General features: G+C 64.4%; 11 protein-coding genes and 1 pseudogene. 2 read left to right on the top strand and 10 right to left on the bottom strand.

The features are described from left to right. Positions 1–10: 10 nt before the first annotated feature. From ACIPY2_RS09095 to glyA, 8 genes and pseudogenes are all read right to left on the bottom strand, one after another. Entirely contained in the window at positions 11–844 is an 834-nt protein-coding gene (locus ACIPY2_RS09095) for an ABC transporter permease (RefSeq protein ID WP_400266048.1), read from the bottom strand. Beyond that, complete coding sequence (locus tag ACIPY2_RS09090; protein ID WP_400266047.1) at positions 841–1,695, bottom strand: ABC transporter permease; 855 nt, start codon at positions 1,693–1,695, stop codon at positions 841–843. Before ACIPY2_RS09090 ends, ACIPY2_RS09095 begins: the two co-directional genes overlap by 4 nt. Further along, on the bottom strand, positions 1,688–2,617 hold the full coding sequence (locus ACIPY2_RS09085; RefSeq protein WP_400266219.1) for an ABC transporter ATP-binding protein: 930 nt from the start codon (positions 2,615–2,617) through the stop codon (positions 1,688–1,690). The genes ACIPY2_RS09090 and ACIPY2_RS09085 overlap by 8 nt, the downstream gene beginning before the upstream one ends. Before the next feature lie 140 nt (positions 2,618–2,757). After that, positions 2,758–3,075, bottom strand: coding sequence for an SHOCT domain-containing protein (locus ACIPY2_RS09080; RefSeq protein WP_400266046.1), 318 nt, complete (start codon positions 3,073–3,075; stop codon positions 2,758–2,760). Between the two features lie 150 nt (positions 3,076–3,225). Continuing rightward, positions 3,226–3,813 (bottom strand): response regulator, encoded by a 588-nt coding sequence (locus ACIPY2_RS09075; protein WP_400266045.1) that lies wholly within the window; start codon positions 3,811–3,813, stop codon positions 3,226–3,228. A gap of 338 nt (positions 3,814–4,151) precedes the next feature. After that, positions 4,152–4,493 (bottom strand): annotated as a pseudogene (locus ACIPY2_RS09070) (histidine kinase dimerization/phosphoacceptor domain-containing protein); the annotation flags it as partial. 491 nt (positions 4,494–4,984) lie between these two features. After that, positions 4,985–5,878 carry a bifunctional methylenetetrahydrofolate dehydrogenase/methenyltetrahydrofolate cyclohydrolase gene (locus ACIPY2_RS09065; RefSeq protein WP_400266044.1) on the bottom strand — a complete coding sequence of 298 codons (894 nt, stop codon included), beginning with the start codon at positions 5,876–5,878 and terminating at the stop codon, positions 4,985–4,987. Between the two features lie 144 nt (positions 5,879–6,022). Beyond that, the gene (gene glyA / locus ACIPY2_RS09060; protein ID WP_400266043.1) at positions 6,023–7,315 is read right to left on the bottom strand and encodes a serine hydroxymethyltransferase; all 1,293 of its coding nucleotides are present in this window, start codon (positions 7,313–7,315) and stop codon (positions 6,023–6,025) included. A 237-nt stretch (positions 7,316–7,552) separates the two neighbouring features. Between glyA and purU the strand changes: the two genes are divergently transcribed. Continuing rightward, positions 7,553–8,401, top strand: a complete 849-nt coding sequence (purU, locus tag ACIPY2_RS09055; protein ID WP_400266042.1) for a formyltetrahydrofolate deformylase — start codon at positions 7,553–7,555, stop codon at positions 8,399–8,401. A gap of 88 nt (positions 8,402–8,489) precedes the next feature. Continuing rightward, positions 8,490–9,011 carry a gamma carbonic anhydrase family protein gene (locus ACIPY2_RS09050; RefSeq protein WP_400266041.1) on the top strand — a complete coding sequence of 174 codons (522 nt, stop codon included), beginning with the start codon at positions 8,490–8,492 and terminating at the stop codon, positions 9,009–9,011. Positions 9,012–9,133: 122 nt separating this feature from the next. Here ACIPY2_RS09050 and ACIPY2_RS09045 read toward each other — a convergent pair whose 3' ends face one another. Continuing rightward, the gene (locus ACIPY2_RS09045; RefSeq protein WP_400266040.1) at positions 9,134–10,822 is read right to left on the bottom strand and encodes a flavin monoamine oxidase family protein; all 1,689 of its coding nucleotides are present in this window, start codon (positions 10,820–10,822) and stop codon (positions 9,134–9,136) included. After that, complete coding sequence (locus ACIPY2_RS09040; protein ID WP_400266218.1) at positions 10,819–12,249, bottom strand: amino acid permease; 1,431 nt, start codon at positions 12,247–12,249, stop codon at positions 10,819–10,821. Before ACIPY2_RS09040 ends, ACIPY2_RS09045 begins: the two co-directional genes overlap by 4 nt. Positions 12,250–12,440 lie beyond the last annotated feature (191 nt).

Genomic DNA, 12,440 nt, shown 5'->3' with positions numbered 1-12,440 from the left:
CCGGCTCCTCCTACTTCAGGAAGAGCTGGCGCAGCCTGCCGGTAGTCAGCATGATCCCGAGCACGATCATCACCAGGTAGTAGCCCACATGGATGGCCGTTGCAGGAGTAAACACCCCAACGCTGATCTGCCGTAGCAACTCAACGCCGTGCCACAAGGGCATGGCCTGGATGAACCACTGGATGGGCTGCGGGTAAACGCTGAGCGGGTAGAACGTGGCACTGAACAGGAACATGGGGAGCAGGAAGAAGTTGATCCAGTCCATCTGCTGGAAGGTCTTCATGAAGCTCGTGATCCCCATGCCGAAGCTCGCGAAGCCGAAAGCAATGAGCACCGATGCCGGGATCACCAGGACGGCCCACCAACTGGTGAGCAGGCCCATCACCCCCATGACGGCCGTGAATCCCGTGGCGTACAGGAGCCCCCTGAGCAGGGCCAGGAAGATCTCCCCGATGGCAACATCCAAGGGGCCCAGGGAGGTGTAGAGCATGCCCTGGTATAACTTGGCGAAGTTCATCTTGAAGAAAACGTTCCAGGTGGAGTCGTAGATTGCGCCGTTCATGGCCGAAACCGCCAGGAGGGCAGGCGCAATGTACGCCGCGTAGCTGATTTCCTCGCCGCCCGGACCCTGAACGGTGCCCACGATGGAACCCATTCCCACGCCCATGGCCAGCAGGAACAGCACCGGCTCGAAGAATCCGGACAACAGCACCAACCAGGTGCTCGACTTCGCGGCCATCAGGCCACGCGCCACCACAGCTTTGGCGTTGCGGGAGTACAACGGCCCGAACTTCCGTTCCCGGGCAACGTCGGTGGCGCTGTGTCCGCCGGTCAGGATGCTCATGAGCCCATCCTCTTCACGAACTGCCGGCGCACCAGCAGGAAGCCCGCGGTTGCCGTGCCCACGAGGAACACCACGTGAGTGAGCGTCAGCAACGGGTTCTCGTCCATGCCGTACGTAAACACGCGGCCCAACTCCGTCCCATGCCAGACGGGCGAGATCCAACCAATCCACCGCACGGCCAGCGGCAGGGTGTCCAAGGGGAAGAACGTGCCCGAAAACAGGAACAGCGGCATCACGATGAAACGCTGCACCAGGGCGAACTGGCCCTTGTCCTGGGTGATGCTTGACGCATACGCCATGAGCGGGAGGCCGAAGGACAGCGCGGCGAGGGTCGCCACCAACGCGGACACCCAGCCCCACGGACCGGGCGAGGCGCCGAACAGGGCTACCACCACGAAGTAGGCCACCGACTGCAGCAGGAACCTCAGGCTGCTGGCCATGATGTGTCCGGTGGCGATCTGCTGCGGGACCAACGGCGAGGCGTGCGGACCGTAGAACACCCGTCGCCACTTGAAGCCGTCCATGATGGGGTAGGAGAACTCCCCCGAGGCCGTCATCACCGCGGCGGAGACCAGCAGCGCAGGCGCCACGAATTCGATGTAGCTCACGCCACCGAACACGGATTCGCTGTTTGCGTCCACCAAGCTGGCCAGGCCCACACCCATGGCGAACAAGTACGCCACCGGCTGGCCCACGCTGTAGAGGACAACGGACCAGCCGTAGTTCCGCATGACCCGAAGCACTTGTTCGGCGTAGAAGAACGAACCCCATCTCCGCGCCCGGGCGGCCGAAACCTCAGGCGAGTGCGCCCGCAATGGAGGCGCCGCCGTCGTGATTGGTTTATCAGTCAACGAGGCTCCTTCCCGTGAGCCGGAGGAACACGTCCTCCAGCGACGATCGGCGCACCAACGAGGTCAGGGGCCGCAGGCCACGGCCGGAAACCTGCTCCATGGCCGCTTCGCCATCGTCGGTGTAGATCAGGACGCGGTCGGGCAGCGTTTCCAGCCGCTCACCGATGCCTTCAAGCTCGACGCCGATGGTCCCGTTCCGCTCGGATCCGAACCTCAGCTCAAGTACTTCGCGGGAAGAGTGCTCGCGGATCAGGCTGGCAGGCGATCCCTCAGCCATGATCCGGCCTTTGTCCACCACGATCAGCCGGTCGCAGAGTTGTTCGGCCTCGTCCATGTAATGCGTGGTGAGGATGAGGGTGACGCCGCTTTCCTTGAGCCGGAACAAACGGTCCCACAAGATATGCCTTGCCTGGGGATCCAGGCCGGTGGTGGGTTCGTCCAGGAGCAGGATGCGCGGCTCGTTGATGAGGGACCGCGCAATGGTAAGCCGCCGCTTCATGCCGCCGGATAAGGCATCCACTTTGGAGTTCGCCTTGTCCGTGAGTTGCGCGAATTCCAGCAGCTCATCGGCTTTGGGCTTGAGGTAACTCATTGGCAGGCCGAAGTATCGTCCGTAGACGATGAGGTTTTCGCGGACTTTCAACTCTTCGTCGAGGTTGTCCTGCTGCGGTACCACGCCCAAGTGCGCGCGGACTTCGGGCCCGTGGGATTCGGGGTCCAGTCCCATGATGTCCAGGGTCCCGGAGGTTCGCTGGGATACGCCGCCGATCATTTTCATGGTGGTGGACTTGCCCGCACCGTTGGGGCCGAGAAGCCCGAACGACTCCCCCGCGGGAACGTCGAAGGAGATGTTGTCCACGGCGGTGAGCTCACCGTAGGCCTTGGTGAGCTTGTGCGCGCGGATGACGATGGGTGGGTTCATGGCGGACGTTGCGTACTGCGGTTCTGAGAGGGATGCAGGGCGGGTTGCTTCATTGTGCACCCTCAGCAGACTAGTAGCGCCCATCGAGATGTGAAAGAGCTCTTGCAGATATTCCTGCAAGAGCCCTCTCATTTTCGGCGTTACGCCGGAGGCTGCGAGCGCAGGACCTCCAAGCGCTGGCGGAACTCGGTCTCGTCGATCTCTCCGCGCGCATACCGCTCACGCAGTACGCCCTCGGCACCTTGGGTGGCAGCCCAATTGTGGTTGCGGCGCCATGCCCGGCGTCCCACAAAGATGAACAGGAAAATCACCAGGATCCAGAAAAGCGGGAAAACAAGGAAGAACGGCCAAAACGTGCCGTCACCCCACGGACCATGCGCGACGACGGTGGCCGGCACTTGTGCCAAGGCTCCCCCGAGCGTGGTCTCCCCGACGAGTGAAGTCAATGCGGTGAACATGTCAGTGGTCCAAACTCTCGGCGCCGGCTTCCGGCGCGAACCGTCTTTCGGCTCTGGTTCGAGTCTTCCGCCCGGCGCCCGTCGGGGCGTCCGCCGTCGGGAGTCATCTTCTCCGGTGCGCGTACTCCGCCGGGAGGCCGCCGGAAACCGTCAGTTGCTCCACCCCGGTTTCACCAGCCCCGACTCGTAGGCAAGGACCACCAGCTGGGAACGGTCCCGGACCATGAGCTTGGTCATGATCCGGGACACATGGGTCTTCGCCGTCAGGGGTGTGATGAACAGTCGTTCGGCAATCTCTGCGTTGTTCAGGCCCTCGCCCACCAGCGCAAGCACTTCCCGTTCCCGCTCAGTCACGTGATCCAGCTTCACCAGTTGCCCGGAGGCACGGCTGTGCGAAGCCAGTTGGGCCATGATGCGTCGGGTCACCGAGGGCGAGAGGAGCGCATCCCCGTCGTGAACCACCCGGACGGCCCGGATCAGCTCTGCCGGCTCCGTGTCCTTCACCAGGAAGCCGGCGGCTCCAGCCCGGACTGCTTCGGCAATGAATTCGTCCAGTTCAAACGTGGTGAGGATGATGATCCGGGTACCGGCCAGGGCGGGATCGGCGAGGATGTTGCGGGTGGCAGCCAGGCCGTCGTCGTCCGGCATGCGGATATCCATGAGGATGACGTCCGGTCGCTCCCGCGCGGCGAGCCGCGCGGCGTCCTTGCCAGTCCCCGCTTCGCCCACCACTTCCATATCCGGCTCCGCATCCCCGTGAGTCCGTTGCCGGGAACCGACGAACCCATGCCCGCGCCGTCGTCGTCAATGCGGACGGTGAGGCTGTTGCCTTCGGCGCCCTGCCGCATTTCCAACCGCACGACGGCGGCTGAGGCACCGGAGTGCCGTCCCACGTTGGTCAACGCCTCCTGGATGATCCGGTAGGCGGCTTCCTGCTGCGCACGCCCAATGGCGGAGTGATCCGTTGTGTCCTCGAACCGGACCTGCAGGCCGCCAAGTTCCGCCTGGCCAATGAGTTCAGGCACCCGGTCCAGGGTAGGTGCGGCTGCAGGCTCGAAGGGCACGTCCTCGCGCAGCACTCCCAGGAGCTGCCGAACCTCGGTGAGTGACTCCTTGCTGGCAGTCTTGATGGCTTCCAGGGCGGGGCGCAGTTTCTCCGGGTGGTCCGTGCCCAGGTGCAGCGCGACGGAGGCCTGGACGTTGATCATGGAGAGTGAATGCGCCACGACGTCGTGGATGTCCCGGGCCAGGGTAAGCCGGTATTCATCACGTTCGGCCCTTGCTGCGGCCTCGCGTCGGCGCCGGTACTCCGCGAAACGTTCGCTCCTCCGCCGGATACCCTGGCCGAGCACCACGAGGATGACCGCCCACCCGATGCCGGCCGAGGCGCGGAATGGCCAGCCGTCGTCTCCTGCCATTGCGGCACCCGCCACCACGGCAGCGGCCGCCAGCCCGGCTCCAAGCCATGCCTGCCAGCGCAAACCCGCCGAAGCAGTGAGCACGATCGAGAGGGCCAGGGACAAGACGATCGGACCCCACGCGTAGCCCCAAGCCAGATAGGCGCCGGTGGCTACGAGTGCCACCGGGAGCATGAGCTCCGGCGACTTCTTCCGGAAAGCCAGTCCCGCTGGTCCCAGCAGCAAGAGGACAATGGCGAAAACGTCCAGGGGCCGCGCTTCTTGGTGCGCAGCGGAGACCAGGGTACCCACCACTTGGATCACGGCCACCGAGATGACGATGAAGCGGGTGGGCGGACCGTTGAAGCGGCGGGGAGGTCCCTCGGACACGAAGGGACCTTGGTAAGGGCGCATACACCGAGGGTAGACGGGGGTAGGACAAAGGGCGTCCCCGTAACGGAGCAAGACGCCTACTCCCTGCGGAGTAGGCGTCTTGCGGTGTTCGGAGAAGGTTAGGCGATGCCGGCCTGGCGCTCGGCGCTCTCCACGACGTTGGCGAGCAGCATCGCGCGGGTCATCGGACCCACGCCGCCCGGGTTCGGAGACAGCCAGGCGGCGACGTCGGCAGCAGCCGGGTCGACGTCGCCCGTGACCACAGCCTTGCCGTTGCCGTCGTCCACGCGGCTGACACCGACGTCGAGCACGATTGCGCCCGGCTTGAGGTCCTCAGCCTTGATCATGTGCGGCACGCCGGCAGCAGCGATCACGACGTCGGCCTGCTTCAGTTCCGCGGGCAGGTCAACGGTTCCCGTGTGCGCCAGGATCACCGTTGCGTTGACTTCCTTGCGGGTGAGCAGGAGGCCGATGGGGCGGCCGATGGTGACTCCGCGGCCAACCACCAGGACGCGCTTGCCCTTGAGGTCGATGCCGTGGCGGCGGAGCAGTTCGACACAGCCCTTGGGTGTGCACGGAAGCGGCGACTTCATTTCGCCGTTCACGTTGGCCACCAGGCGGCCGAGGTTCATGGGGTGCAGGCCGTCGGCGTCCTTGTCAGGATCCATGGCCTCGAGGATGACGTCCTGGTCAATGTGCTTGGGCAGCGGCAACTGGACGATGTAGCCCGTGCATTCAGGGTTTTCGTTGAGCTCCTGGACAACCTTCAGCAGGTCTTCCTGGCTGATGTCCTCAGGCAGGTCGCGGCGGATGGACTGGATGCCAACCTCGGCGCAGTCCTTGTGCTTTCCGCCGACGTACCAGGTGCTGCCGGGGTCCGAGCCCACCAGGATAGTGCCGAGGCCGGGGACGATTCCCTTGCCTGCGAGGACGGAAACGCGTTCGGTCAGTTCGGCCTTGATGGCTGCGGCTGTGGCCTTGCCGTCAAGGATCTGTGCTGTGGACTGTGTCATTCCATCTGCTCTTTCTGGAGGGTGACCTGTTGGCTCATGCCAACGGGACCCGCCGCCGGGTGTTTGGCGGCGGATCCCGTTGGCTCCGGTTCAGTGCCGGGATGTTGCTTCAGGCAGCTGGTGCCTCAGCCTGGGAAGGGCTGGTTACCACTGCTCGTGCTGCGGGTACAGCGGGAAGTCGGCGGCGAGCTTGTCGACGCGGGCTTGGAGCGACTCGACGTCTGCCGAGGTACCGGCCTTGAGCGCCGTGGCGATGATCTCGGCAACCTCGGTGAACTCGGCGGCGCCGAATCCGCGGGTAGCCAGGGCAGGCGTACCGATGCGGAGGCCGGAGGTGACCATCGGCGGGCGGGGGTCGAACGGAACGGCGTTGCGGTTCACGGTGATGCCCACGGAGTGGAGGAGGTCTTCTGCCTGCTGGCCATCGAGCTGCGAGTTGCGCAGGTCCACGAGGACCAGGTGGACGTCGGTGCCACCTGTGAGGACGGAAACGCCGGCCTCGGCAACGTCGGACTGGTTGAGGCGGTCGGCGATGATCTTGGCACCCTCAAGGACGCGCTCCTGGCGCTCCTTGAACTCCTCGCTGCCGGCGATCTTGAAGGCAACAGCCTTGGCCGCGATGACGTGCATGAGCGGGCCGCCCTGCTGGCCCGGGAACACGTTGGAGTTGATCTTCTTGCCGTACTGCTCCTTGGCCAGGATCACGCCGGAGCGCGGGCCCGCCAGGGTCTTGTGGACAGTGGAGGTGACGACGTCGGAGTGCGGCACCGGGCTCGGGTGCAGGCCTGCTGCGACCAGGCCGGCGAAGTGGGCCATGTCCGTCCAGAGCAGGGCGCCAACCTCGTCCGCGATGGAGCGGAAGGCAGCGAAGTCCAGGTGGCGGGGGTAGGCGGACCAACCGGCGATGATGACCTGGGGCTTCTCAGCGATGGCCTGCTCGCGGAGCTTGTCCATGTCCACGCGGAAGGTGTCTTCCTCCACCTGGTAGGCAGCAACCTCGTAGAGCTTTCCGGAGAAGTTCAGCTTCATGCCGTGCGTCAGGTGGCCACCGTGGGCCAGGGAGAGGCCAAGGATCTTGTCGCCCGGGTTGATCATGGCGGAGAGCGCTGCGGCGTTGGCCTGTGCACCGGAGTGCGGCTGGACGTTGGCGTATTCGGCGCCGAAGAGGGCCTTGACGCGGTCGATGGCGAGCTGCTCGGCAACGTCGACGTATTCACAGCCGCCGTAGTAGCGCTTGCCCGGGTAGCCTTCGGCGTACTTGTTGGTCAGGACGGAGCCTTGGGCTTCCATGACTGCGCGGGGAGCGAAGTTCTCGGAAGCGATCATTTCCAGGGTGCCGCGCTGGCGGCCAAGCTCCTGGTCGAGGACTGCTGCGATCTCGGGATCGAGTTCGGCGAGCGACTGGTTGCTGACAGACGCTGAAGTGGTGGTAGTCACGGAGATCTCCTGGCTAGGGAACGGGTGGTGCTACAGGTCAGGCTACCGGCAGCGGCATTCCCGCGTCCCCTTGATGACAAGAGGGATCGGTCACGCATATGCATCGGTAAAACATGACCCTCGGCCCAGGCGTACGATCCGTGGTCTTCGTGATTGCCGCTCCCTGGTGGTAGTCCACCCAACGCCAGTTGCGACCCATTAACAGTACAACAACGCCGCACCGGTAGGCTTGGTGGTGTGACTGACTCCGCTTTTGTTGTGACCCTTTCCTGCCCTGACCGCCCCGGCATCGTCCACGCCGTGGCGGGAGCGCTCCTCGAAGCAGGATGCAATATCGCCGACTCCCAACAGTACGGAAGCCCCAGCACAGGCAACTTCTTCATGCGCGTGGAGGCGACGACGTCGAACTCCCAGTCGGAACTGACTGCCGCGCTGCGGCCAGTAGCAGAATCCTTCGGGATGACATGGCAGATCAACCCCGTGGGCGAGAAGGTCCGGACCATCATCATGTGTTCCAAGGACGCACACTGCCTCAACGACCTCCTGTTCCAGCAGCGGGCGGGTACCCTGCCCATCGACGTTCCGGCCATCGTGTCCAACCACCGGGACCTTGAGCCGCTGGCGGAGTTTTACGGCATCCCGTTCCACCACATTCCCGTCACGCCGGAGAGCAAGCCGCAAGCCGAGGCCGAACTGCTGAAGCTGATCGCCGAGCACGATGCTGAGTTGACGGTGCTGGCCCGCTACATGCAGGTCCTTTCCAACGATTTGTGCCGCGAATTGAACGGCCGCGCCATCAACATCCACCACTCGTTCCTGCCTTCCTTCAAGGGAGCCAAGCCCTACCACCAGGCGCACGCCCGCGGCGTGAAGCTCATCGGCGCCACGGCCCACTACGTCACTGCCGACCTGGACGAGGGACCGATCATCGAGCAGGAAGTCATCCGCGTTGACCACGCCCGCACGGCAGCCCAGTTTGTCCGGATGGGCCGCGACGTGGAAGGCCGCACCCTGACGCAGGCTGTCCAGTGGCACGCCGAGCACCGAGTGCTTTTGGACGGCACCCGGACTGTGGTGTTCAACTAACCCCCGCACCAACTGGGGGACAGCAAACGCTCCACTGGCCGCTCATTGCGACGTTTGCTGTCCCCCAGTTGGGAATATGCTGGGGCTCATGGCTCCCACTTACACCTTTGCCGGGGACACCCCGGCCATCCATGAAACCGCCTTTGTGGCGCCCACGGCTTCGATTATCGGCAAGGCCACGCTGGCCCAGGACTCAAGCGCCTTCTACGGTGTCTCCGTCCGTGCAGACACCGCCGCCATCAAAGTTGGTGCGGGGTCCAATCTCCAGGACAACGTGGTCCTGCACGCGGATCCCGGCTTCCCCTGCACTGTGGGCGAACGCGTCTCGGTGGGGCACAGTGCCGTGGTGCACGGCTGCACTGTGGAGGACGACTGCCTGATCGGCATGAGCGCCACCATCCTCAACGGGGCTGTGATTGGCTCGGGTTCGCTGATCGCTGCCGGAGCGGTGGTCCTTGAAGGCACGGTCATCCCGCCACGGTCACTGGTAGCAGGAGTGCCGGCGAAGGTTCGCCGCGAGCTCACGGATGAGGAATTCGACGGCGTGAAGCGCAACGCGGCGCACTACAGGGACCTCGCTGCGGCGCACAGGGAGATGCACGGCTCCTAGGACACTTGTGAGGCCCGCTCTGCATCCCCACCGCCTCCCTGACTTCGCAAGCTCAGCCAGGGAACCCGGGCGGCGTGGGCCCTGCAATGGGGTTAGTGCGCAGAGCGGGCCTCGCAACGTATTTAGTCGAGGGAGATCGGGCCAAGTTCCTCCAACAGCTCCCCCGGACCGGGGTTGTTCGCGGCCGACGATCCACCCAGATGGTTCACCACGCCCCACACTGCGTTGAGGCCCGTGGTCACCGCGCCCTCCGCCCAACCAGCCGTGAAGGACACGTCATCTCCGGCCAGGAAGATGCCGCGCTGGTGCTCCGGCAACTTGTCCTGCTTGAAGTGCGTGAACAGCCGCTGCTGGTACCGGTAGTGCCCGGGCAGGTTGGCTTTGAAGGCACCCATGAAGTTGGGATCCGCTTCCCAGGACACTGTGATGGGCTGGCCAACGATGTGGCTCGCGATGTCCACGCCGGGGTAGATCTGTTCCAGGGAGTGGAGCATGAGCTTCACACGCTCTTCCGCGCTGAGGGCAAGCCACTTCAGGGCGTCATCGTTCCATGTGTAGGACAGGAGGATGACAGCGGGCTTGTCCGGGCCGTCGTCGAGCAAGTACGTTGCCCGGTTCAGGCGGTCGGTGAGGGTCATGGAAAGCACCTCGCGGCCTGTTTCGGGATCGATGTCCTTCCAGAAGGGCCGGTCCACCATCACGAACGTCTTGGACGACTGCATGTAGTGCGAGCGTTCGATCGCGGTCCACAGTTCCGAAGGGAAGAGCGCTTCTTCCGTGTGGATGCGGGTGGACAGCAGCCACGACTGGCACGTGGTCACGACGGCCGGGTACGTTGCCTCCCGGCCCCAGCTTTCACGGACCACTAGGTCGCCGTTGTCTGCGCGGCGGATATTGTCCACGGCGCCGCGCGGCGAGCCTGAGTGCAGCGACGCCAGTGAGGTGCCTTGCGGCCAGTGCAGGATGTCCGACGGCGCGTGGTTCCAAAGTGCTTCGGGGAGCCTTTGGGCGCCTCCCGCGATCAGGCGGTGCTGGTCGTCGGCGTCGGTATAAACGACCCGCAGGATTTCCAGAATGGAGTTGGGGAAGTCGGTGTCCCAACCACCGGTTCCAAAACCCACCTGGCCAAACGCTTCACGGTGGGCGAACCCTGCATCCTTGAACGACTTGCTGGCCGCGATGAAGCTGTAGAAGGTCTGTTCATCGAGTTCGGGCAGGAGTTCGTTCCACAGTTCCTTGATGCGCTTGGTGTCACGGGCCTTGATGGCCTCCTGCATCTCCGTGAACGCTGCGCCGTCCTTGATGGCGTCCCTCCAGGCGTCCGCCACCTCGTGGAAGAAAGCCGGGAGGTCCTCCGGAGTGGCGGCATAGTGCTTCTTGCCGGCCAGTTCAATGACCGTGCTCGAAGTAACCGGCGCCAGCGGGTTCGGGAAGTCCTGTGTTTCCAGTCCCAGCAGGTCAACGTAGTGGTAGAACGCCTTGCCGGAGACCGGGAAGCGCATGCCGCCGAGGTCCGCCACCACGCCGGGGGCCGAGGGGAAGCTCGCGGTCCGGAGGCGGCCGCCGATCTGATCGGCCTCGTAGATGACGGGCTTCAGGCCAAGCTTCATGAGCTCATAGGCGGTAACCAGTCCTGAAAGGCCGGCGCCGATCACGGCAACTTCGGTGCCGAGCTTGTCCTCCGGGACCGAGCCGAGGCCGTCCGGGTGGGCAAGGTAGTGGTCGTAGCTGAACGGGAAATCCGGGTTCAGCATGGTGATGGGAGCTTCTGCAGGGCTCTCAGGCGTTGGGAGTTCGGTGGCGATGGTCATGCGTTGTCTGCTTTCACAGGTTCCGGGCTCAAGGCCCTGGTGGTCAGTTCACGGTAGTCCTGCTCGCTGAGCGCGGCTACCTTGGAGTTCCGGCGTCCATAACCGAAGTAGATGGCGATGCCCACGAGCATCCATACGCCGAACACGATCCACGTATCGGCGCCGAGGTTTGCCATGAGGTAGGCGCACATCAGGGTTCCCAGCACCGGCGTGATCGGGTACAGCGGGACGCGGAAGCTGCGCTTGAGATCAGGCTGGTTGCGGCGCAGGTAGATGACGGCGACGTTCACGAGGGCGAAAGCGAACAAGGTGCCGATGCTGGTGGCATCCGCCAGTGCACCCAGCGGAACCAGCCCTGCGGTCAGTGCGACGGCGGTGCCTACGATCAGCGTTCCCGCTACCGGAGTGCCGGTGCGGCGGGAGACGCGGCCGAAGACTTTGGGAACCAGTCCATCGCGGGACATCGAGAGAAGGATGCGGGTCTGGCCGTAAAGGACAGTCAGGACGATGCTGGCAATGGCCAGGACTGCGCCTACGGAGAAGACCAGCGCCATCCACGGCTGGTTGGTGATTTCCTCGAGGATCTGGACAAGCGCTGCTTCCGTACCGTCAAACCAGCCCCAGGGCCGCGCACCGATGGCGGCCACCGCAACCAGGACGTAGATGCTGGTGACGATCACCATGGACAGCAGGATGGCCCGGGGCAGGTCGCGCTTGGGGTTGCGGGCTTCTTCGCCGGCAGTGGAGGCTGCGTCAAAGCCGATGTAGGAGAAGAAGACGCGGGAGGCCGCTGCCGAGACGCCGGCGGCACCCATCGGCATGAGGGGCTCGAAGTTGCCTGCATTGAAGGCGGTGAAAGCCACGGCACAGAAGAACAAGAGGATGCCCACCTTGATGATGACAATCGCGGTGTTGATCCAGGCGCTCTCGCGGGCTCCCCGGACCAGGAGGACCATGGCGAGCACCACGATCACCATCGCGGGAACGTTCACCAGTCCCCCGTCGCCCGGCGGCTGGCTCATGGCGTCAGGCAGTACTTGTCCGAACGCGGCGAGCGTCTCATTGACATACTGCCCCGCGCCCACGGCCACGGCGGCTACGGAGACGGCGTACTCGAGCACGAGGCACCAGCCGCAGATCCACGCCATTCCCTCGCCCATGGTGGCGTAGGAGTAGGAGTAGCTGGAGCCGGCCACGGGAACCAAGCCGGCCATTTCGGCGTAGGACACCGCCGAGAACAGCGCTGCCAGTCCGGCGATGACGAACGAGATCCAGATGGCGGGTCCGGCCAGCGGCACGGACTCGCCAAGGATCACCAGGATGCCGGTACCGAGGGTGGCTCCAACGCTGATCATGGTCAGCTGCAGGACGCCGAAGCTCCTCACCAGAGGAGTGCCGCCTTCGCCGCTTCCGGCTTCGCTGACCATCTGGCCAATCGGCTTGCGGCGCAGCAGCTGGGCCCCGAGGGCGGGCCGGACGAGGCTTGCCGGAGTTGGGTCTTGGGTGTTCACAGGCACGGTCACCGTTGACGTCCCTTCTGAGTAGTTGTCGGTTTCCCCTCATCAAGGTTGGCATGTGAGCCACCTCTCATGTTGGTGCAAAATGCCCTATAGTGTTC

This window comes from Paenarthrobacter sp. NPDC089675 (assembly GCF_044749185.1).
In the GTDB taxonomy this organism is placed as follows: Bacteria; Actinomycetota; Actinomycetes; order Actinomycetales; family Micrococcaceae; genus Arthrobacter.
This window is presented reverse-complemented; position numbering and strand designations above follow the sequence as displayed.